Genomic DNA, 20,460 nt, shown 5'->3' on the forward strand with positions numbered 1-20,460 from the left:
ATGGCCGACGAAAGCCCGGAGCTGGGAACCACGGAGCCGGGAACCACGGAGCCGGTGACCCCACAGACCGCGCAGGGCGGATCGGCGCCGAGCCCGCCGCTCCGACGGTCGAGATGGGCGGTCGTGGAGAACGTCGTGCTCAACGTTCTCGCGGCGGCGGGCGTCGTGTGTATCGCGGCGGTCATCTGTGCGGTGGTCTTCAACTATTCGCTCATCATGTTCAAGACCGGCTCGATGTCACCGACGATCCCGCAGGGATCGCTGGCCCTGGTCCGCGAGATTCCGGCGACCGACGTGCAGGTGGGCGACGTCATCACGGTGGACCGCCCCGGTCAGCTGCCGGTGAGCCACCGGGTGATCGAGGTGCATCCACAGACCGGGGGCGAGGTCCTCGTCGCGATGCAGGGCGACGACAACCCCAACCCCGACCCGGGCATGTACCGGGTGAGCACGGTCCGGGAGGTGGTGTGGCATGTTCCCGGGCTGGCGAGGGGTGTCGTGTGGCTCTCCGATCCCCGGGTGCTCGCGAGTCTGACGATCGCTGCGGCGGGGCTCGTGTTGTGGGCGTTCTGGCCCCGGCGCGACGAGACCGCCGAGGCCGAGATGACCGAGCCCGACGACGAGGAGGCCACCGGTGTCCCGTAGCGACCGGCGTCGGGCGGTGGCCGCTGCCGCCATCGCGTGTCTGGGTGCCGGCGCCCTGATCGGCGGGAACTCCGGGCCGGTGCTGGCGTCCTGGCAGGATTCGAACTGGGGTGCGGCAACATTCGGGGTCGACCCCGACTACGTGCCGGTCGGATACGCCCGGGCTCGCTCGTCCAACGCGTTCATCGACCGGCTCATCACGTCGGGAGAGTTTCCCGGCGCGCAGGCGCTGCGCGACCAGACGGCACGAGGCACGACGGCGACGGGATGGCAGTCGTTCTCGTCGAGTGGTTTCCTCGGCCTGTTCAACATCAGCGCCGAGGGCAACTCCTGCGCGTCGTACTACTCCGCCGACGCCACCTCGTGCCGACCGGAGCTGGGTGTGAACGACGCGTCGGCGTCGTCGCAGATGCGTAACCTCGTCGTGCGCAACACCGCTTTGAGCGGAAACTCGGTGGAGACCACCGGAGTGTTCTCGACCAGTGCGCTGTGTCCCGCCGACGGCTCGCCGCCGCAGGCCGGGCCACTGACGGGGGGAACCCTGCGGGTGCTCAACAGCACGGTGGCGATTCCCGGGCCCAACGCATCGACGCCGATCAACGTCACCGGACTGCTGCGCAGCTACGTGGGAACTCTGACGCACGTGCAGACGACGACGGGCACCTCGGCCGTGTCCCGGCTGCGTCTGCAGCTCGAGGAGCGTCTTCTGCTGGGGTTGGTGCCGCAGTGGAGGATGGACATGAACGTGCTCAGCGCGGATTGCGCGATCGGTTCGGCGCCGGGGCCGTTGGCGAGCATCGCCGGTCCGATGCCGATGTCGCCGGAGCAAGTGATGACGGCCGACGAGGTGAGCATCGAGAGCGACACGGATTCGGGCCCCGCGGAATCCGGGGCCGGGGAACCTGGGGCCGGGGAACCTGGAGCCGGGGACACCGAGAACGGTGAGTCCGAGGCAGCGGAATCCGGTGGGGCGCCCGCCGGCCCCGTGTCGGTGGTGTTCGGTCGGCCCTTCGACATCCACGATGCCGACGGGACGCGAGTGGCGACGGGAACCGTGGACGACGCCTCCTGGGACAGCACCTCCCGACTCGCCGTCCGGATGAGAGTGGAGGATGTGGTCGAGCAGTTGGCAGCTCCCGAAGCGGCGGATTTCCGTGCCGTCTCCGAGGGGGTGGGCAGGAAGGTCGGTGCCGCGGACCTGGGTGATCGGAACGGTTTCCCGTCCCGATTGCGCCCCGGTCTCGACTACGACGGATGGGTGGGCATGGACGTCGGGGCCGGCCCCGCGTCGGCGATGCTGTGGCATCCGGAGGGAACGCCCGGCTGGTACTTCACGCTGCCGCCCGTCAGCCCACCGGCGGGTACCGGCCCGCCCGTGAGTACCGGCGCACCGGCCGCACCGCCACCCACCGAGCCGCCGCCGGCCGAGCCGCCGGTCGCCACGGTGGTACCGACGACCACCGAGACACCGACGGCCGAACCGGCTCCACCCGTGGAGCCCGTGGCGTCCGATCAGGCGACCCCCGCTACGTCCACCACCACCACCACGACCCGGAGCCCACGCCGAAGGCTACGGACGGGCTGACCTCGCTCACCAGGGTGCAACGGCGCGGGCCCGGGCGTCCCGCAGATAGAGACCGAGCCACACCACGATCGCGATGTACACGGGGAACAGGATGTAGCCGAACAACGCCTCCTCCGAGCGGATGTTCTCCCACACCGCGCCGCCCAGGTAGGCGGTGATCAGGACGGCGCCGAGCACCGCGGTGCGCGGAATCAAGTAGAGCACCAGGGAGATCCCCAGCAGGACTCCCATCGTGGTGAGCATGTAGTAGGGCAGGCCCCGATCATCTGCCCACTCGGTGGCCGACTCGGGGTGCACGAGGTGGACGATGACGTCGAACAGCAGGAACAGGCCGGCGAGCCCGGTGAGGATCCAGCCGGCGATCCGCGCGCGGGCGGAGATCGGGGCGGCCGCGGCCGCCGGGGACGTGGATGCAGTCGAAGTATTCATGCAGGGTGAGACCGGGTGCCGCGGCAAAACTCATCGGTCACACCGACCCGCCTCGCCGCCCGCGCGCTCGACGGGTTCCGGACGATCCGCCGCGCGGTCCGCGTCGTGGTGGCACGCTGGGCGCATGCGGGTCGTGAGGGTGCTCGTCGTCGCGGCCGCGGTCGCGCTGACGGCGTGCACGTCCCCGGCCCCGGTGACGTCGACGCCGACCGCGCCACGGGTGGAGGCGAATCCGTCGGGTGTGACGCTGGACGGTACGCCGTGGTGGCCGGCCGGCCTCAACGCCTACCAGCTGGCCACGGACTGGTCCGTCAACATCGGCTGCGGCGCGATGGTCGATCTGGACTCGTTCTTCGCCTCCCTGCCCCCGCACTCGCTCACCCGGTTCAACGCGTTCGATTCGCTCGCGACGAATCGTGTCACCGGCGAATACGATTTCGGGCCGATCGATCGGGTGTTCCAGGCCGCGGAGCGGCACGGCCAGCTGGTTCTGCCGGTGCTGTCGGCGTGGGACGGGGCATGCGCGGACGAAGTGTTCAAGACCAGGGACTGGTACGCGGACGGCTGGCGCGCCCCGCGCCGCGCGAACGGTTCCGCGGCAGCGGAGCGGGGATTCACGCCGACGACGAGCTACGAGCAGTGGGTACGCATCGCGGTGGATCGGTGGAAGGACTCGCCGGCGCTGGCGATGTGGGAGACCATCGGAGAGCCGGAGCCGCTGCTGAGCCGGGACGGGCCGTGTGCTCCGGACGGGCACCAGGTGCTGCGCCGCTTCGTCGACGACGTCGGAGAGATCATCCGGGACATCGACCCGCGGCATCTGATCACGGTGGGCACGATCGGCGGCGGCCAGTGCGGCACCGCGGGTCCGGAGTACCGGCGGCTGGCGGAGTCGCCGTACCTCGATGTCCTCCAATACCACGACTACGGCGCGGACGGAGTGCCGCTGCCCGGAGACGCCTACAACGGCCTGGCCGTGCGGTTGCGGCAGGCCCAGGAGGTGGGAAAGCCGCTCGTCGTCACCGAGATCGGCCAGCACGCAGGGGATTCACCGGGATGCGCGTCGGCCGCCCAGCGGGTGGACGACGTGACCCGCAAGATCGACGGGCAACGCCGGGCCGGCACGGCGGGCGCACTGCTGTGGGCCTTCGTGCCGGACCCGCGCGAGGCCGAATGCACCTTCGACATCGGGCCCGACGACCCGGTCCGGGAACTCCTCGCCCGGCAGAACCGACTCGGATAGGGCAACCTGGCTGCCCGGCCGCCACCCGCGGCGAGCCCGGGTCAGTACACCCGGTACAGCCGCCAGGTCGGTTGGTTGTCACCGGTGTTCGGGATCTCCAGTTCCAGCGTGGCGACGTCGCCGCCGTCGTCGTAGAGGGTGGGGAAGCGGCGGTTGACGGCATCGGATTCGCCGCGCCCGGTGTTGGGGACGGCCAGGATGTAGCGGACCCCGTTCTCGGCGGGGCGGTTGAGGATTCCGGTGAAGTCCTCGTCCGAGGGGATCACGAACGTGTCCGGGCGTTCGGTGGCGGTGAAGACCGCGAATCCGTACACGGTGTCCATGAGCACCGATCCCCGAGGCAGGTTCAGTGAGTCGATGTAATCGGCGATCTCGCGTTCGGTCTGGAACGAGGCGACGATGCGCCGCGCGTGCGCCGCGGTCTCGTCGGGGCCGGGCCGATCCGGGAACACCACCGCGCGCAGGGCGAACTGCTGCACGGACAGTTGGGGATCGAGCATCAGCACCCCCGTCACGCCCGCCGAGACGACCATCGACGTGGCGGCGAGCGCCGCGATCGGTGGGCGGATCGGACGTGTCGGTGGCCGGTCGTGGAGGTACGGACCCGGTCGTCGTGCGTGCAGTTGCCCGCGCGGAGGCGCCAGCTGGTAGACGGCCAATGCCATCAGAGGCAGCGCCGAGAAGTAGAAGCGCAGGAAGGGGAAGGTCTGGCCCGCCACGAACGTGTACGTCGCGAACAGGAGCAGCGAGCCGAACAGGAGCGTCGAGGCCGCGACCTCCAGGTCTCGTCGTTGCAGGGCGAGGATCAGCACCACCGGGAGGAGCACCGGCAGTGCGGGACCCATCACGAAGATCTCGGCGAGCGAATATCCGAACGCGTCGAGGGGGTCGACGGCACCGCCGCCGCTCTGCTCCAGGATCGAGGCGTTGCCGTACGTCGACGAGAACTGTTGCAGGGCCTGGCCGGTGATCAGCCAGCTGGTGAACGCCCAGCCGAGGAAGGCCAGTGCGCTGGGGAGAGCGACGAGCACCGCATCCAGGAGCGCCTGACGCCAGGTACCGCGGATGCCGCTGCGCCCGTGACGGAACAACCCGACTCCCAGCACGAAGAGGGTGACGAACCCGGCCGCCGCGAGCGCGTCGTACCGGGCCAGATAGCCGAGACCGAGAGCGAGTCCGGCGCCGACCAGGTCGTGGACGTCGTCGGTGCTGCACCAGCGGATCAGCCGGCGCGCGGCCCAGCAGGCGCAGAACAGGAACGGTGCCTCGCTCATGCCGTTCGCGCCGTAGAACAGCACCATCGGATTGAGCGCGAACACCAGCGTCACGGTCCACATCAGCCACGGGGGCACCCCACGATCGCGCCCGATCTTGTACATCTGCACCACTGCGCCCGCCATGAACGGGGCGGACATCAGCGTTCCGGTGACTCCCCACGAGGTGAGCGAGACCCACCACTGGCCCAGGAACACCGTGGGCAGCTGGGCGATAGCGGTGAGCGGGGTGAAGATGAAACCGATAGCGGCCAGGTGTGGGTCGCGGCTGAACATCACGCTGCGGGCCGCGGCGACCCGGCTCAGCGAATCGCCCATCAGATACCCGTGCCCCACCGAGAGATACAGTCCGATCGCGACGTAGACGGCGGTGGTCGCCCAGAAGAGCCCGACCGTCGGACGCACTCTCACGCCGGGCCCCCACTCGGCGTGTCGTTCCCGGTGCCGGGCAGCCCGTGCGCGGTCTTCTCCCAGTACGACGGATTGCGCAGCAACTGGTACGTGCCCTTGATCGCGGCGATGCTCATCAGGACCCAGTAGAGCGGCGAGGTCAGGCTCGCGACCAGCAGCGCAGAGTTGCGGGTCTCGCGGCAGGCGATGACGTTCATGTAGAGCACCGCCATGTTGCCGAAGACCAGCGATATCAGCGCCGGAAAGTACACGTACGGCGGGAACTGTTGCTGGATGAGCGCCGGTTGCCCCAGGATCCAGGACAGGGTGATCAGCCAGAACACCATGTTGAGGCAGGCGATGACCGGGGTGCCCGCCATGAGCGCGGTGAACCTGAAGAAGCCCATCGGCCCGAGCGCTCGCAGGAGGTGCCTCGGTCGCCGCATGTGAACCAGCCACGTCTGCAGATAACCCTTGTACCAGCGGGACCGCTGCCTGATCCAGTTGATGGTGTCGCTGTTCGCCTCCTCCAGGGTCGTCGAGTCGAGAACTGCGGTGCGATAGCCGGATTCGGCGATCCGTACACCCAGGTCGGCGTCCTCGGTGACGTTGTACGGATCCCAGGTGCCGATCCGATCGAGCACCGAGCGGCGCAGGTGGTTCGAGGTCCCGCCGAGCGGGATCGGCGACGAACTGCGCATCAGCCCGGGCAGGATGAAGCTGAACCACAGCGCGTAGTCCGCGGTGAACCAGGCCGTGAGCAGATTCTGGGAACCGTTGTGGAAAGCCAGCTTCGACTGCACACACGCCGTGTTCTCGGGGAGCCGGCGGAACGCCGCCACCACCCGTCGCAGTTGCAGCGGATCGGGGCCGTCCTCGGCGTCGTAGATGGTGACGATCTCGCCGTCGGAGAAGTGCATCCCGTAGTTGCAGGCCTTCGGTTTGGTGCGCGGCTCCGCTGCCGGGACGGTGAGGATGCGGGTCACCGTCCCGTGACAGACCTTCTCCGCCGCCGCGATGGTCGACTCGTCGTCCGCCTCGAGCAGCAGCAGTACCTCGAGCTTGTCCGCGGGGTACTCGAGGGCCTCCATGTTCGCGACGACCTGCCCGATGACCTCCGCCTCGTCGTAGGCCGGGACCAGGATCGTGTAGGTGGGCAGGTCCTCGTCCGGGATCGCGCGGGCGTCCTCGTCGCTGATCCGGATGATGGTGCTGTCGTCGAGGCCTCGATAGAACAGCACCAGCCGATCCACCATGGTGGCGACGTAGGCGAGCGTGCTGAGTAACGTCAACAGCACGAGGGTGGGTACGGTGAGGAGGACCCCGCACACGATCAGTAGTGCGAGCAGGCTCAGGCCGATCGTGCGTTGTCCGGGCGTGAACGCGACCGACGCGGAGGAGATCGGCGCGCGTTCGCGCAGGCCGTCGACGGCGTCGTGCAGTGCCGCCTCCTGGTAGGCGTGGTCGAACCTTCGGTGCGGGCTCACTGCCATGACTGCGCCTCCACCAGTTGTCTGCCGAGCGTCTCGAGCATGCCGCGGTCCTTGTACTCGGGGTTCTCGTCGGTCACCGCGGAGGCGCCACGCAGCAGGATCTGCGCCGCGGTGCCGAGGTTGACGAGCATCGAGGGAGTCGGCTGGGGGAAGTAGGCGTCGGCGTTGTGGTTGTCGACGCTGATCAGGATCACCCGCTGATACGTGCCGTCGCCGCGGGACCACTCGAACTGTAGCCGCGACCAGGTCAGGAGAAGACTGTCGTCGATGACGGTCACGAACAGTGCGGTGATCCCGCGGCCGATGTCGACGGGGATCCGGTCGCTCGCCCGGGCGTTGTCCAGCCGGTACATGTCATGGGCGGGGAGGGCCCGGACCCGGGAGGGGTGTTCGGTGGTGAGGGTGTCGATCTGCACGATCCGGGGGCGGTTCTGATCGTCCCAGTCCGGGTGCGGCCGGTCGGTACGGATCGTCTGCCGGTTCAGGGTGGATTCGCGCCCGAAATAGGAACGCTGCCAGTCGTACTCGGTCAGTGCCGTCTCGGACCAGCCCGAGGGCACGATCAGCGTGGGTTCCCCGGTGGCGGGCGGGCCCGGGGTGAATCCGCGCAGGTCTGCCCGCGGCGGAAGCGGGATGAGCAGCACCAGGACCGCGACCACCGCCACCACCAGCGACCCGGACCACACCGACCGGGACACGGCCGGCTGCCGGAGCGGGCGGTCGAGTGGAGCCAGGCTCGCTCCGCGACGCTGGTACAGGTAGAAGCCGGCTCCGGTGACGACGGCACCGAGCAGGCCGGGGAACACCTGGAGGATCCAGCCCCGGACCTCGGGTAGCAGCAGGATCGCCGCGGAGAGCGCCACCGTGCCTGCCGCGATCGAACAGAAGAACGCGACGAGTGCACGACGCCGAGTGCGGCCCACCGCGATCGCGATCGCGACGGAGGCGAGAACCACCATGACGAACCCGTAGGCGAATCGGCTCCCGCCGAGCAACGTGGCGAGCATCCGATACATCAGTGGCGTCATGATCAACGGCAGCAGCCACACCGGCCAGTAGCTCGCGACGGGCCGGAGCCCGAACAGCAGGACCGCACTCGCCGCGGTGAAGATCCAGGCAGCGACCACATCCATCTGTACGAGCCAGTAGTAGATACCGAAGCGCGGCATCAACAACCACAGGACTGCCAGGACGAGCACCATCCCGAGAACTCCGACGATGACGTCGGTCTGCCGGTCGTGGATGGGCAGGCCCGGCCGCTTGCGGAGTGCGAGGCCGGTCGCCGCGACGAGGCACAGAAACGGCATCCCCCACACGTAGGCGATGGTCGTACCGCTGGCCACGCTGGTGAGGACGGCGTCCCAGGTCTTGGCGAAACCGATCACACCTGCGATGACGATGATCGCCCAGCGGACGCCGAGGTGCCGGATCGCGATCGACGCCGGTGTGCTCCTGAGCATGGGCGGCTCAGTCGGCGTCGTGCGGCGAACGTCGCGGTCGGGTGGCCGCGACGACCGCGAGGATCACACCGATCACGGCGAGGGCGCCGGCGGTGTACAGCACCGCGACGGCCACACCGGGCAGGCTCTCGGACGGTTGCTGCGACGAGTCCGGGGGGAGCGAGAGATCCACCGGGTCACGCCCTTCGGCGGTGAAGAGGACGTCGCCGCTCAGGCCCGCCCACCGATCCGGGTCGGCGGCCAGCCACCGCAGCGTGCGGTCGAGTTCCGCCGGGTCCGCCGTGGAACCCGCGAGCAGCACCTCGCGTCCGTTGTCGACCCAGGCCTGGAGTGCGGCGAAGTTCGTCTGCGACCCGAGCGTCAGCGTCGTGCTGCCGTCGGCAGTGGGAGAGGCCAGCTCGAGCGTGACTCCGTCCGTTTCGGTCAGCGGTGGATTCACGCCTTCCGGGAGCGCGCCGTCGGCGACGACGAGGACCGCAGGCGCGCCGGAGGACACCGCCTCGTCGACGGGAACCCACTCGGGGTCGAGTGACACCGTGGTGAGCGATTGCAGCCCGGTGAGGATCGCGACGGCGCGTGCGGTGTCGTCGAATCCGCCGACCGTGCCGGCCACCTGGACCGCGGGCAGCAGTGCCTGGGGAAGTGCCTGGAAGCCGCTCGGGTTGCCGGGTGTGGCCGAGCTGGACACCTCGCTCTGCGGGAAGATCGTCAGTGTGGACGGCTGCTCGAGCCCGCACTGGTTGGTGCCGCCGGTGTTCTGCAACGTGACGTCGAGGGTGGTGTACCGGCCGAGATCCTCGTCCGGGACGTCGATCCACCTGTCGATCGTGCCGGTGTCGTCTGCCGGCCAGCTGTCGAGCACCTGGTCGCCGATGGAGACCGTGAGCAGCCCGCTCTGGTTGTCCGGGGGTGGGCTGTAGTTGCCCTGCAGGTGGATACGCAGATTTCCGGACGCGCGTCCGAGGCGGGACTGGTCGATCGTGAGTTCCACCTGGACCTGGCCCACACCACGCGCCGTGAGCGTCCCCAGCCCCAGCCCGCCGAGGGTGGTGCTGTCCGGTGCGAGTTGCGGCGGACGGTCCATCGCGCCGGCGATCGCGCGCGCGTCGACGGCGACGGAGGACACATGGCTGGTGACCAGCCGGGCCTGATCCATCAGGGTCCGGTCGTCGCCGGTGAGGACGAGTGCTCCGGGGCCCGCCGGTGCCGGGACGAGTTCGGTTGCGGCGTCCCCTGTCTCCCGGACGACGACGGACCGCTCGAAGGGGCCGTCCGCTTCGGTGGGCGTGGTCGTGGTTCCCGGCAGCGGGCGCACCCGGACCTGCACCGGCTGGGCGCCGTAGTAGGCGACGATCGCGGTACTCAACGCCAGCGCTGCGGCACTTTCCGCGTCGGTCGGTGACTCGGGGACGTAGACGTCGAGACGTTCGAGCACCGGAGGGAGGAAGTCGGCGATCACGGTGGGATCCGTGGGTGTGCCGTCGTAGACGACGCGGGTGTCGCGAAGCGTCACGCTGCGGCCGAACCAGTCCTGCGGGCAGATCGCTTCGAGGGGGACGAGCGTGATCCGCAGGGTGACGGCGACGGCATTGCGGTCCACCGTGGCACCGTCCAACGGAATCGATACCGGGGCGTCGGTGGCGGGGGCGCCGGGTAGGTCGATGCGCGCCAGGGTTCGTCCGTCCGATTCCACGTCGATCCATCCGCGCTGAACGTCGGCAGGCATCTCGACCACGGCGTCGAGAGATCTCGGCGTGAGCCCGGTCGGGACCGGCACGGTCACCGTGACCTCGTCGTGGTTGCCACGGAACGGCACGTCCTCGCCGAACCCGAGTGCGCGGGAGCCCAGCACGACGAGGCCGGCAGCGGGTTCCGGCTCCTGCGCATGAGAGGCGGGAACACCGCCGAACATCGCCATGGCGAGGACCGCGACGAAGGCGACAGCCGAACGTCGGAAGCGACCAGGCATCGGCAGGCCTCCCAGGGGCAGCGACGGGCACGTCCGCGTGTGAGGTTAGTGGAGATGCCCGGTGCCGGGGCCGGATTCGGCGCGACCGCTCACCGGAAGAGATCGGCGACGAACGCCGTGATGTCCTCCTCGGCGGCGAACGGGGTGCCGGTGTGTGCGGCACGATAGGTGCGGAAATCGACGTCCACGCCGTTCGCCCGCATGTCCGCGATCAGTTTCAGGGTCAGGGGCAGCGGGACGTCGATGTCTTCGAGTCCCTGGGCGACGAACAGGGGGCGGTCGAAGCCGGCTGTCGGGACGGTCAGAACGGCGCGTGCGGCGTCGACGAGGGCCCCGTCCACGGGACGGGAGAACAACTGTCCGATGGTGGCGTCGCCGTACTGCGCATTCACGTCGCCGTAGCAGAGATTGTGCTCGAGGTCGTCGAGGATGCTGCGGCCGAGCGGCGAAAGGTACGAATCGACGTCCACGTCGGGGTAGTGGGCGCGCACCCCGGTGAGAATCGAGGCGATGTAGGCGGTGGTGCCGGAGAGGGGGAGATCGGGAAACTCGGGTCCGCCGAGGAACACCAGATTCTCGATGTTGGAGGGGGCTGCGGTGGCCACTGCGCCGCGGTAGTCGAGCTCCGGCGCGTAACGGGTGGCGTGGTGTGCGGCGAAGATCGTGGCCTGGCCGCCCTGCGACTGACCCATCGCCACCCACGAGTCCGACAGGCTCGGTTCGACGGCGCGCGCGGCGCGCACCATGTCGATCACGCTGTGCGCCGCGGAGCGCCCGTCCAGATAGGGATGCACCCCGGGGGTGCCGAGCCCGACGTAGTCGGTGGTGGCGACGGCGTAACCCTGGGACAGCCAGTGTTCGAGGTTGCGGGCGAACCGGTCGCTCGCGCCGGTCACGCTCGGTGCACAGTGGTCGGCGATGCCGGTCGTCCCGTGTGCGTAGGAGATCACGGGCCAGCCGTCCGCGGGTGCCGTGCCTTCGGGGAGGTAGACCACGCCGGTGCTCTGCATCGGCCGGTCGTGGGGGCCCACCGACCAGTAGGTCAGCAGAGATGCGTCCGCGGTGCCGGTCAGCCACTTGTCTGCGGCGAGTGGCCTTGCGTCCGTGACGGTCCCGGGGGCGGTGTCCCCTGCGGGGGTGGCTGCAGCGGTGGGGGCGGCGCCGAGCATGCCGGCGGTCAATGCTGCGGTGATCAAAGCGGTACGCAGGCGGGTCGGCAAGGCTGTGCTCCTCGGGTGGGGATATCGGCACCACAGTGCATACCATCCGGACACGGGCCCGCGGGGGTCTTTCGTCGATGCTCCGCGGTGGTGTCTCGCCGAAGAATGTTGCGGTGAAACAGCTTCGGTGCTCCGAAGGGATCGAGATCAGGTGGTGCGCGAATCGAGGACGCGACGGACGCGCTGCTCGAGTTCACCGGCGATCAGGTCACGGTCTGCGGCCCGGAGTGTCACCTTGTCGTCCTCCGCGTAGAGGTAGCGCCCGTCGTCGGCGACGTCGACCCAGGTGAGGCTGTCGAGCACCGAATCATCGGCCCCCACGCGGGGGCCGTGCACGACGACGTAGCCACACGCGGTGCGCCGGGCGAGGATTCGGCGCATCAGGGCGGCACCGGAGACGGCGGTGTTCTGCAGGACGGAGGACTGCTGGGCGTCCGGCACCTGGTGCAGGTCCTTCGCGTGTGCGGTGACGACCGACGTGCGGCCGGGCTCGTTGCCGGGCAGATCGCGCAGGAGTTTCCGGGTGAGCCAGCCCAGGTCCGGGGCGGCGCCGGCGACCTGGACTCTCAGGTCGATGTCGCCGGTGGTCGAGGCGTCGTCCGGGATGGTGTCACGGTGTCGTTCGGGGGCCTGATCCGCGACCACGGCAACACGTCCACGCACCGCACCGCGGCGCTGGAAGTGTGCGCCGTCCGCGGTGGGCACGAACACGCTCACCGACAGGTCCGGGCTGCGGAGGACGTCGATCGAGGCCCGCAGCCGCTGGTCGTCGTTGTCGCGGTACCACTGCTCGAGTCCGGTGCGGATACGGAAGGCGTCGTCGGCGTACTTGCCGCCGGGGATGTGATGGAGCGGGTAGGGCATGCGATCGAGGCCGGTGGCGGACCACATGACGTCGAACTGTCCGGACGACAGCAGCCAGCTCGAGCCAGGTTCGCCCGCCACGATTCCCCCCAATGTTCTTCACGCGGTTCTTCTCGCGAATGCAGGCTGGATGCTAGCAGCAGGGTGCATGTGGGCCCAGCTCAGGCATCTACGCCACTGCTCTCAACGGATCGCGAGTGCCGCGTTCATGGTGACGGCGTCGACGCCGAAACGTGTCTGCTCCGCCGCAGGAATGGTGATGGTGAGCTGCGTCAGGTACATGCGCCCGTCGGGCCCGGTCGGGACGACGTATCGAGTCATCGCGAGGAGGTTGAGATCCTCGATCGCGTACGTCCCTTCCACGAAGTACGACGGGTGCCCGTGCCATGGATCGCGCGATTCCTTGGTCACCGACCATCCGGGGAGTACGGCCGAGTCTTCGTCGGCGTGGGCGAGGAGTCGGTTCGCATCGACCGGGGCGGACAATTGGCCGTGCATCAGTACGGCATTCGGGCGCCACTTCTTCGCGGGGTAGGAACTCGGCACGAGTAATTGGAATGCGGAGGGAAGCACTTCCGCCGGAACCACTTCCCAGCCCGGAAGAACGGGGATCTCGGGGTGGACGCCCACAGAGGCGTGATCGCACGGGCGGCTTTCGACTCCGAGTTCGGCAAGGTAGTCCAGGATTCCGCTCGTCACGTGCTCGACCGCTCTGCATCCTCGGCCTCACGCTTCAGCCGTTTCGCTGCCGCCCACCGTTCGCGCAGAGGTGGTGGAGTGAGCAGTAGCCGGGCTTCGGCGGTGGCGAGAAGTCGACGTCGATCTTCTGAGTCGAACATGGATTTTGCCAATGAGTACAACGTCTGCGCATCGACAGGAAGTCGATTGACGGCCAATCCGACACTCTGTGCGGTGTCGAGATTCGACTGTCCGGGTGCGGTTTCCGACCGAACCAGACGGAGGACCGGTATGTTTTGCGAGCCCCACCCCGTCGGCACGATCTTTACGTCTCGAACGACGCCGGCCATCTCGTCCCACCCCAGGAAGGTTGTGGTCCGGCGATGATGGAAGGTGAATCTGAAAGATTCCATCCTCTGAATTCCGGATTCATAAATGGTTACGCTGGCCCGCATGCGGATAGCGATCAGAGCCAACCCGATCAGTAGAGTGATGGCACCCAGGAGTATATAGCTGGATTCGGATTGCTGAGTCGCCCGGCCGCGGGAGACGAGAGTGGTCGCATCGCCTCCGCGAGAGGCCACGTACAGCATCGCCCAGTAGCCGGAACCAAGGCAGATCGCTGCCCCGATCAAGTTGGCGACGTTGTAGCCACTGGCGACGGCCAGGCCCGCCCCATGGTCATCCGATCTCACATTTCTTACTGCTCGACCGGGTGAGAAGTTCCTGAAACCGGTGCTCCGGAGGGCTGTGACAACAAGAATCGACACGAGTATGCCGACGCACGAAAAACCTATTGCCGCAACCGCGTCACCATCAACCACATACGTGGCAGCGGCCGCAACCCACAGGAGCAAGGCAAGTAGGGAGAACAGTAGCGAAACCAAGGCATTTGCCACGCTGAAGGGCTGCGACCAGGCGGCCGCAATTCGATATTCTGAAACACTCGAGTCGGTACCAGACATCACTCGAATAATCCCCAAACATATTGGCCAGCTTTCGGAACGGCATATCCGACAATAAGTCCGGTCGCAGCGCCCGCACCGAAACCCACAACAGTACCGACGCCCGGCGCAGCCCCGGACCCGACCAGGGCGCCAGCCTTTGCTCCAGCCCATACCCCGGTTAGAGCGCCGGCCGCCGCCCCGACACTCTCGGTCACAACCGCCTTGGTGGGGTCCATGCCGCCCTTGATGTCATTCGAAATGGCCGGAATGGTTCCGAGCACGGTCCCGAACGGTCTCATGCCTTTCGCAATTGTCCGAGACGCGTTATCTGCGCTGTCCGCAACGGACTTCAAGCCGTCACCAATAGCACTACTCATCGTCCCGACGACCGAGGCCGCCACCGTCGCTGGAACGTCTGGCGCCCAACTGAATCCATCGCCGTCCTCGACGATCTGTCCCACGCGTGCGGCGGCTGCTGCGTCATCCAGTATTTCGGTAGCACTGCGTAGCGCGGCGGTGACGTCCATGGACACCTCGACGGCCTGCCGCAACGCGTCCTGGACCAGGGCGGTCTGTGCTTCGGCTTCTTCTCTCAGCGTCGCGATCGTCGCTGCATCGCCCGCCGTCTCCGGAGGCAGCGTCACCTCGCCGTTGTCCATGACGTAGAAGCCGCTCCACCTCGCGTGCTCGACGTGTCCGAGGACATTGGCTCTCGCGGCAGCAAGCGCCGGCTCGCCGTCTCGGTAGGCCGCGGCAACGCCCGCCAGTGCCTCACTGATCGCTGAGGCCAGCTTGCACTCCTGCGCGATGCGGTGGTCGGCCGCCTCGGCAGCGTCGCCGGACCACGTCTCGGTGAGCGTGTAGTGGTCGCTGCGCACCCTGTCGACCTGCGCATCGAACCTCTCGACGAGCATGTCTGTGCCGCGTGCAGTTTCCGTGAGGTCGGCGGGCCGCCACGCTCGCACCAAGGAGACGGTCATGGTGGTCGCCCGAGTGTCTGTCGAGGTCATTCGGACACGTCCATCGCGTCGAGCATTCCGATGAAGTCGCCCTCGGTCACCTCGTAGTCGTCCGACGATCCCTTGGCGATCTCCGAGACTTGGATCAGGCGAAGGGCGACGTGCTGGAACCCGGTCATCGCAGCAGTGAACGCAGCTTCCGCAGCATTCGAGAACTCGCTCCCTTGCACCGCGTCCTGTGAGATCGCGAATGACGTGCTCACGTCAGTGTTCGAGAGCGTTTCCGCTGCTCCGTACACCGAGTTCGAGAAGCGCCGCAGCGCGTCCGGATCAACGTCCACGAGTCCCCCTTATGGTCCAGATCCTCGACCTATTGCTCTGTGCCGACGGCCCCCTGTCGAGGTCACAAGGTAACACCTGCGTTCGATTCGGACTGCTGGTCAGCAGGGTGTCTTCGGAGGATGCCTGCGTGTATCTCCTGTTCAGGTGTGTTGTGGAGATCAGGGGCACGTCCGATCGGGTGCCCTGGTCGTGTTCGGCTAGCATGTCCGGCATACATCGCGAGCGAGACGAGCTGTGGGGGGATCAACCGTGAGTGAGCAGAAGCCGTTGCGCCTCGATGAGGGGGCGATCGAGGAACTCGTCGGGATGTGCGACGCCATCCTGGCGAATGTGCGGACGGCAATGAGGCAAGCTGCGGGCCTCAACCTTGCGGGCGGGTTCGGTGGCTTCGACTCGGCCAAACAGCTCGAGGCCGGCTATAAACGCAAGGGCGCGGACGGTGAGGATTCCGTCCACGCCAGGCTGGCCGAGTTCGAGGAAGCGATTGTCGCGATGCGGGACGCGTTCGAGGCGGGTGGCGATGCCTACGCGGATCAGGAGAGTGTCGTGATGCAGAAGATTGCGTTGATCGCCGGGGAGATTTCGTCGTGACAGTGACGCGAACGATCGGTGCGGCCGCGATAGTAGTTGCGGTGGCTGCGTCGGTTGCCGGGTGCAGCGGCGATGACGACACCGGCGAGGTATCGGCAACGGGGCAGGCGCCGACGTCGGAGGTGCGGGAGCCTCGGTTCACCGATCAGTCGGCGCGTCCGGACGTGATCTTCGATCCATGCCTGGACATCCCGGACGAGGCACTGGTCGAGGCAGGATTGGATCCATCGACGAAGGCGTACGAAGACTACCCGGGGCCTGATCGGACCTTCCTGATCTGCGCTTTTGTGTCCCCGGCAGCGGATGTATACGTAAATATCGCGTCGTCGAACTCGACGTTCGACGAGTACGTGGCAAAGGAAGCCGGGAACGATCTCCGTGAATATGAGCTCGACGGTCGGCGGGCGGTCGATCTTCGAATGCGCTCTTCGGGGATCAACTGCACACTTACCGTGGAGATCGGTATCGGCATTTTCGCCCTCACCCGAGACCTGTTCGAACGTGACATGACCCGCGAGCAGTGGTGTGACGGTATGGACGATATAGCACGGGTTTTCTTGAACTATCTGCCTGAGGGGGCGTGAGTATGCCTCTCCGACGTGGTGGGCCGGATCGAGTCACGTGCTCGACCGCTCTGCTTCCCCGGCCTCACGCTTCAGCCGTTTCGCTGCCGCCCACCGTTCTCGCAGAGGTGGTGGAGTGAGTAGCAGCCGGGCTTCCGGGGTGGCGAGAAGGTGCCGCCGCTCTGGATTGGCGTGCACGTCCTCGATCAGAGCGAGAAGCGTATTGGGTTCTGCTACGAGGTCGTTCAAGAGTAGCGTGAGGCGGCCGTCCCCGTCGTAATGTGGACGATCAGATATTTCCAGGTTGTGGTGGAGGTTGATGATCGGCATGTTCCGGGAATATCCACGACTCATGACGTCTGGTTCGACTCGATCAATGGAATCCCAAGGGATGGACGTGTCGTATCCCTTCGAGAAAATGGGCACCCGCGGCCGGTGGATACGTCTAATTCCTTCCGGGATCAGTATCACCTGTGACCAGGACAGGAAAGGGGTGAGCAGCACCAGCATGACCACGGCTCCCGCCCCCAGTATGCCGAGCACGGTCGCCCCGACGTCGGGATCGCGACTGTTGGCAATCAACGTGTCGTTCCCGACGACGTGCCACAATAGCGACGCTGCCAGGCCGTATACAGCGGCACCGGCGAGCATGAAGATCAGCCACGCATGGCGAAGGGTGACGCTCGGTACCACGACTCCCCGGCCCTGTGCCTGAGCGGTCGCTTCCCGAATTCTCGGCGAAAGATTCCGATGAGCGGCAACCTTTCCTGTTGTTCCGATCAGCCCTGAGATGAGAATGGCCAGCGCGCCCAGTGAACCCGAGACGACACCGGATTCTCCCTCGAGAATACCGCGAAAGATCATTTCGGATGTAAATGGAATGAGCGCGCCGAGCAGTGCCAGGAGAATAATCCAGGAGATTCTCAGCGGTTGTGGCCAGAAATGCTGGACAGCTACACGTTCTTCGTTCGATGGGGATCTCATTGGCCCCCGTCCTGCGAGATCGCGAATGACGTGCTCACGTCAGTGTTCGAGAGCGTTTCCGCTGCTCCGTACACCGAGTTCGAGAAGCGCCGCAGCGCGTCCGGATCAACGTCCACGAGTCCCCCTTATGGTCCAGATCCTCGACCTATTGCTCTGTGCCGACGGCCCAGGGCTCCGTAGTTGTTGAGGCCCAGGGCCGCGACCTGCGGGTTCAGGATCTCAAGACCAGGTCGACAGCACGATGCGGGTTTACCGCGACACGTCGGCAGGCCTGGGCGATATTCGACTGCCCCGCCCGTCGATGAAGGCTGATCGCTGTATTCCGCAGCGTCGCCATCACCTGCGGTCCGTGACCGGCACGGACCGTGGAGCGGTCTTCGTCGAACGTCACGTCCCGTACCCAATGGACCCTGTTCTCGATCGACCAATGCCCGCGGATCCACCTCGCGAGCAGCTTCGGTGGCGCCTGCTCACAGGGCAACGAGCAGATCGCGTACACAACCTCGATGCTCCACCGGTCGGCACCGATCCGGCGGCGACGGCGAGTGATCTCGATCACCTGCTGCGCGTACGGGAATCGAAGACCACGGGTGACGGTGACGATCTTGTAGATCCGCGCCTCCTCACGACCGTGACCACGTTCGAGCGGGTCGGACCACACCACCGGCACCTGCTCCCACGGCAGCTCCCGGATCCGGGCGAGCAGCCCAGGCTGGTTCGCCTTGACAACCATCACGTACTCGGCCCGACACCGCTCACGCAGACACCGGGCAGTGGCCTTCTGCGTGTGCATGGCATCGACGGTGACGACCGCACCGACCAGGTCGATTCCTCGCAGCAACCTTCGGACAGCGGATATCTCGTTGGACTTGTCCGCGGTGCGGCACTGCCCGAGTACCACACCACCGGTATGGGTGACCGCCGAAACCAGGTGCGGGGCCGACTCCTCGCCGGCTCGTGCACCGCGGACAGTTTTACCGTCGACAGCCACTGCCACCCGCTCGCCGCCGCTGTCATTATCGCCGGCATCGGACAGGTAGCGGCCCAGCACCAGATCCAACCCATCCCCCTCGACCCGTCCGAGGACCTGCCGGATCGTGGCCTCGCTCGGCACACGGAACCGGATACCCAAGCGCACCAACACCTCCCGCGGAGCAGCTACGGCCCAATCCGCGATACTCGAATACGACCGAGCGCCCGCGGCAACCGCACACAGGGCAATCGCGATCAACGAGGGCAGCGAGTACCGGCGACCGCGACGATCCCGCGGATCGGGCACCACTTCGAGTGCAGTCATCAACCGCGGCACCTGCTTCTCGTCGACGACACCACCGACAAACCGGGTCAGCTGGTCAAGGCATGGGTCGATCGGGGACACTGTCCCGGCGGGCATGGGTGACTCCTTGTGGACGATCTGGATGCGTAAGACACACCCATGATCGGCCCCTGTCCCCATGCCCGCTCCACCGCCCCCACACGCTCCAACGAACCCAAACCACCAGGCCACAGCTCCGCTACTCAACAACTACGGAGCCCTGGCCGACGGCCCCCTGTCGAGGTCACAAGGTAACACCTGCGTTCGATTCGGACTGCTGGTCAGCAGGGTGTCTTCGGAGGATGCCTGCGTGTATCTCCTGTTCAGGTGTGTTGTGGAGATCAGGGGCACGTCCGATCGGGTGTCCTGGTCGTGTTCGGCTAGCATGTCCGGCATACATCGCGAGCGAGACGAGCTGTGGGGGGATCAACCGTGAGTGAGCAGAAGCCGTTGCGCCTCGATGAGGGGGCGATCGAGGAACTCGTCGGGATGTGTGACGCCATCCTGACGAACGTGCGTACGGCGAAGGGACAGGCCAGGATCCTCAACTTGGCGGGCGGGTTCGGTGGCTTCGACTCGGCCAAACAACTCGAGGCCGGCTATAAGCGCAAGGCTGTCGACGGCGAGGACTCCGTCCAGGCCAGGCTGACCGAGTTCGAAGAAGCGATCATCGCGATGCGGGAGGCGTTCGAGGCGGGTGGCGATGCCTACGCGGATCAGGAGAGTGTCGTGATGCAGAAGATTGCGTTGATCGCCGGGGAGATTTCGTCGTGACAGTGACGCGAACGATCGGTGCGGCCGCGATAGTAGTTGCGGTGGCTGCGTCGGTTGCCGGGTGCAGTGGCGATGACGACACCGGCGAGGTATCGGCGACGGGGCAGGCGCCGACGTCGGAGGTGCGGGAGCCTCGGTTCACCGATCAGTCGGCGCGTCCGGACGTGATCTTCGATCCATGCCTGGACATCCCGGACGAGGCACTGGTCGAGGCAGGACTGGATCCATCGACGAAGGCGTACGAAGACTACCCGGGGCCTGATCGGACCTTTCTGATCTGTGCATTCATGTCCCCACCAGCGGACGCATACGTGGGCATCGCGTCCTCGAACTCGACGTATGACGAGTATGTGGCAAAGGAAGCCGGGAACGATCTGCGCGAATATGAGCTCGACGGCCGGCGTGCGGTCGATCTTCGGTCGGGGACTTCCGGGATCAACTGCACACTTACTGTGGAGATCGGTATCGGCATACTTGGCCTCACCCGAGACCTCTTCGAACGTGACATGACCCGCGAGCAGTGGTGTGACGGTATGGACGATATAGCACGGATTTTCCTGAACTATCTGCCTGAGGGGGCGTAGGCGATGTCCGATCTCGAAGACTTCCTTTTGGGAAATCCTTCCGTGACGGCGACACCACCGTCCGAGGCGCCGTTCCCATTGCCGTTGTTGACGCCGTCGGTAGCGCCGAGTGCGCCTTCCCCCGCGACGGCGAGTACCGGGGGAGCGAGCA

20 protein-coding genes are annotated in these 20,460 nt (G+C 66.8%); 7 read left to right on the top strand and 13 right to left on the bottom strand.

Annotated elements, in window-relative coordinates; all coding sequences use genetic code 11:
• A complete protein-coding gene (locus tag G4H71_RS13425) occupies window positions 1-645 on the top strand; it encodes a signal peptidase I (RefSeq protein WP_083343003.1) in 645 nt (214 codons plus the stop codon).
• On the top strand, window positions 635-2,230 hold the full coding sequence (locus tag G4H71_RS13430) for a hypothetical protein (RefSeq protein ID WP_072740203.1): 1,596 nt from the start codon (window positions 635-637) through the stop codon (window positions 2,228-2,230). The genes G4H71_RS13425 and G4H71_RS13430 overlap by 11 nt, the downstream gene beginning before the upstream one ends.
• Before the next feature lie 6 nt (window positions 2,231-2,236).
• Here G4H71_RS13430 and G4H71_RS13435 read toward each other — a convergent pair whose 3' ends face one another.
• Window positions 2,237-2,659 (bottom strand): DoxX family protein, encoded by a 423-nt coding sequence (locus G4H71_RS13435; protein WP_072740202.1) that lies wholly within the window; start codon window positions 2,657-2,659, stop codon window positions 2,237-2,239.
• Between the two features lie 124 nt (window positions 2,660-2,783).
• Here G4H71_RS13435 and G4H71_RS13440 point away from each other — a divergent pair, with 124 nt between their 5' ends.
• The gene (locus G4H71_RS13440; protein ID WP_072740201.1) at window positions 2,784-3,902 is read left to right on the top strand and encodes a cellulase family glycosylhydrolase; all 1,119 of its coding nucleotides are present in this window, start codon (window positions 2,784-2,786) and stop codon (window positions 3,900-3,902) included.
• 41 nt (window positions 3,903-3,943) lie between these two features.
• Here G4H71_RS13440 and G4H71_RS13445 read toward each other — a convergent pair whose 3' ends face one another.
• The 10 genes from G4H71_RS13445 to G4H71_RS22635 form a co-directional block, all read right to left on the bottom strand.
• Entirely contained in the window at window positions 3,944-5,587 is a 1,644-nt protein-coding gene (locus G4H71_RS13445; protein WP_072740200.1) for an ArnT family glycosyltransferase, read from the bottom strand.
• On the bottom strand, window positions 5,584-7,059 hold the full coding sequence (locus G4H71_RS13450) for a glycosyltransferase (protein ID WP_072740199.1): 1,476 nt from the start codon (window positions 7,057-7,059) through the stop codon (window positions 5,584-5,586). The genes G4H71_RS13445 and G4H71_RS13450 overlap by 4 nt, the downstream gene beginning before the upstream one ends.
• Window positions 7,050-8,519: a hypothetical protein gene (locus tag G4H71_RS13455; protein WP_072740198.1), complete on the bottom strand. Its 1,470-nt coding sequence runs from the start codon at window positions 8,517-8,519 to the stop codon at window positions 7,050-7,052. Before G4H71_RS13455 ends, G4H71_RS13450 begins: the two co-directional genes overlap by 10 nt.
• 7 nt (window positions 8,520-8,526) lie before the next feature.
• Window positions 8,527-10,488 (bottom strand): cellulose biosynthesis cyclic di-GMP-binding regulatory protein BcsB, encoded by a 1,962-nt coding sequence (locus tag G4H71_RS13460; protein WP_072740197.1) that lies wholly within the window; start codon window positions 10,486-10,488, stop codon window positions 8,527-8,529.
• An 89-nt stretch (window positions 10,489-10,577) separates the two neighbouring features.
• Window positions 10,578-11,657 (bottom strand): lipase family protein, encoded by a 1,080-nt coding sequence (locus G4H71_RS13465; protein WP_083343020.1) that lies wholly within the window; start codon window positions 11,655-11,657, stop codon window positions 10,578-10,580.
• A 198-nt stretch (window positions 11,658-11,855) separates the two neighbouring features.
• Window positions 11,856-12,653 (bottom strand): ESX secretion-associated protein EspG, encoded by a 798-nt coding sequence (locus G4H71_RS13470; RefSeq protein WP_083343005.1) that lies wholly within the window; start codon window positions 12,651-12,653, stop codon window positions 11,856-11,858.
• A gap of 102 nt (window positions 12,654-12,755) precedes the next feature.
• Window positions 12,756-13,271, bottom strand: coding sequence for an LpqN/LpqT family lipoprotein (locus tag G4H71_RS13475; RefSeq protein ID WP_072740196.1), 516 nt, complete (start codon window positions 13,269-13,271; stop codon window positions 12,756-12,758).
• Entirely contained in the window at window positions 13,268-14,215 is a 948-nt protein-coding gene (locus G4H71_RS13480) for a hypothetical protein (protein WP_139183213.1), read from the bottom strand. The genes G4H71_RS13475 and G4H71_RS13480 overlap by 4 nt, the downstream gene beginning before the upstream one ends.
• Window positions 14,215-15,207, bottom strand: coding sequence for a hypothetical protein (locus G4H71_RS13485; protein ID WP_072740195.1), 993 nt, complete (start codon window positions 15,205-15,207; stop codon window positions 14,215-14,217). Before G4H71_RS13485 ends, G4H71_RS13480 begins: the two co-directional genes overlap by 1 nt.
• Window positions 15,204-15,335: a hypothetical protein gene (locus G4H71_RS22635; protein WP_255314924.1), complete on the bottom strand. Its 132-nt coding sequence runs from the start codon at window positions 15,333-15,335 to the stop codon at window positions 15,204-15,206. The genes G4H71_RS13485 and G4H71_RS22635 overlap by 4 nt, the downstream gene beginning before the upstream one ends.
• Before the next feature lie 412 nt (window positions 15,336-15,747).
• Between G4H71_RS22635 and G4H71_RS13490 the strand changes: the two genes are divergently transcribed.
• Together G4H71_RS13490 and G4H71_RS13495 are read left to right on the top strand one after the other, a co-directional pair.
• Window positions 15,748-16,089, top strand: coding sequence for a hypothetical protein (locus tag G4H71_RS13490; protein ID WP_083575208.1), 342 nt, complete (start codon window positions 15,748-15,750; stop codon window positions 16,087-16,089).
• Complete coding sequence (locus G4H71_RS13495; RefSeq protein WP_083575207.1) at window positions 16,086-16,673, top strand: DUF3558 domain-containing protein; 588 nt, start codon at window positions 16,086-16,088, stop codon at window positions 16,671-16,673. Before G4H71_RS13490 ends, G4H71_RS13495 begins: the two co-directional genes overlap by 4 nt.
• 33 nt (window positions 16,674-16,706) lie before the next feature.
• Here the strand turns inward: G4H71_RS13495 and G4H71_RS13500 are convergent, their stop codons facing one another.
• Both G4H71_RS13500 and G4H71_RS13505 read right to left on the bottom strand, forming a co-directional pair.
• Window positions 16,707-17,636, bottom strand: coding sequence for a hypothetical protein (locus G4H71_RS13500; protein ID WP_139183378.1), 930 nt, complete (start codon window positions 17,634-17,636; stop codon window positions 16,707-16,709).
• Between the two features lie 211 nt (window positions 17,637-17,847).
• A complete protein-coding gene (locus tag G4H71_RS13505) occupies window positions 17,848-19,029 on the bottom strand; it encodes an ISAs1 family transposase (RefSeq protein WP_072740404.1) in 1,182 nt (393 codons plus the stop codon).
• Between the two features lie 354 nt (window positions 19,030-19,383).
• Between G4H71_RS13505 and G4H71_RS13510 the strand changes: the two genes are divergently transcribed.
• Together G4H71_RS13510 and G4H71_RS13515 are read left to right on the top strand one after the other, a co-directional pair.
• Entirely contained in the window at window positions 19,384-19,725 is a 342-nt protein-coding gene (locus G4H71_RS13510; protein ID WP_246442154.1) for a hypothetical protein, read from the top strand.
• Window positions 19,722-20,309 (top strand): DUF3558 domain-containing protein, encoded by a 588-nt coding sequence (locus tag G4H71_RS13515; RefSeq protein WP_083575212.1) that lies wholly within the window; start codon window positions 19,722-19,724, stop codon window positions 20,307-20,309. Before G4H71_RS13510 ends, G4H71_RS13515 begins: the two co-directional genes overlap by 4 nt.
• Window positions 20,310-20,460: the final 151 nt, after the last annotated feature.

It is taken from the genome of Rhodococcus triatomae (assembly GCF_014217785.1).
Taxonomy (GTDB): Bacteria; Actinomycetota; Actinomycetes; order Mycobacteriales; family Mycobacteriaceae; genus Rhodococcus_F; species Rhodococcus_F triatomae.

What these genes read in the sequence shown, in the direction of transcription:
- G4H71_RS13425 (WP_083343003.1), top strand. Translation starts at nt 1, where the DNA reads ATGGCCGACGAAAGCCCGGAGCTGGGAACCACGGAGCCGGGAACCACG.
- G4H71_RS13460 (WP_072740197.1), bottom strand. Translation starts at nt 10,488, where the DNA reads ATGCCTGGTCGCTTCCGACGTTCGGCTGTCGCCTTCGTCGCGGTCCTC.
- G4H71_RS22635 (WP_255314924.1), bottom strand. Translation starts at nt 15,335, where the DNA reads ATGACCGGGTTCCAGCACGTCGCCCTTCGCCTGATCCAAGTCTCGGAG.
- G4H71_RS13505 (WP_072740404.1), bottom strand. Translation starts at nt 19,029, where the DNA reads ATGCCCGCCGGGACAGTGTCCCCGATCGACCCATGCCTTGACCAGCTG.
- G4H71_RS13480 (WP_139183213.1), bottom strand. Translation starts at nt 14,215, where the DNA reads ATGTCTGGTACCGACTCGAGTGTTTCAGAATATCGAATTGCGGCCGCC.
- G4H71_RS13455 (WP_072740198.1), bottom strand. Translation starts at nt 8,519, where the DNA reads ATGCTCAGGAGCACACCGGCGTCGATCGCGATCCGGCACCTCGGCGTC.
- G4H71_RS13435 (WP_072740202.1), bottom strand. Translation starts at nt 2,659, where the DNA reads ATGAATACTTCGACTGCATCCACGTCCCCGGCGGCCGCGGCCGCCCCG.
- G4H71_RS13440 (WP_072740201.1), top strand. Translation starts at nt 2,784, where the DNA reads ATGCGGGTCGTGAGGGTGCTCGTCGTCGCGGCCGCGGTCGCGCTGACG.
- G4H71_RS13450 (WP_072740199.1), bottom strand. Translation starts at nt 7,059, where the DNA reads ATGGCAGTGAGCCCGCACCGAAGGTTCGACCACGCCTACCAGGAGGCG.
- G4H71_RS13465 (WP_083343020.1), bottom strand. Translation starts at nt 11,657, where the DNA reads ATGCTCGGCGCCGCCCCCACCGCTGCAGCCACCCCCGCAGGGGACACC.
- G4H71_RS13500 (WP_139183378.1), bottom strand. Translation starts at nt 17,636, where the DNA reads ATGAGATCCCCATCGAACGAAGAACGTGTAGCTGTCCAGCATTTCTGG.
- G4H71_RS13485 (WP_072740195.1), bottom strand. Translation starts at nt 15,207, where the DNA reads ATGACCTCGACAGACACTCGGGCGACCACCATGACCGTCTCCTTGGTG.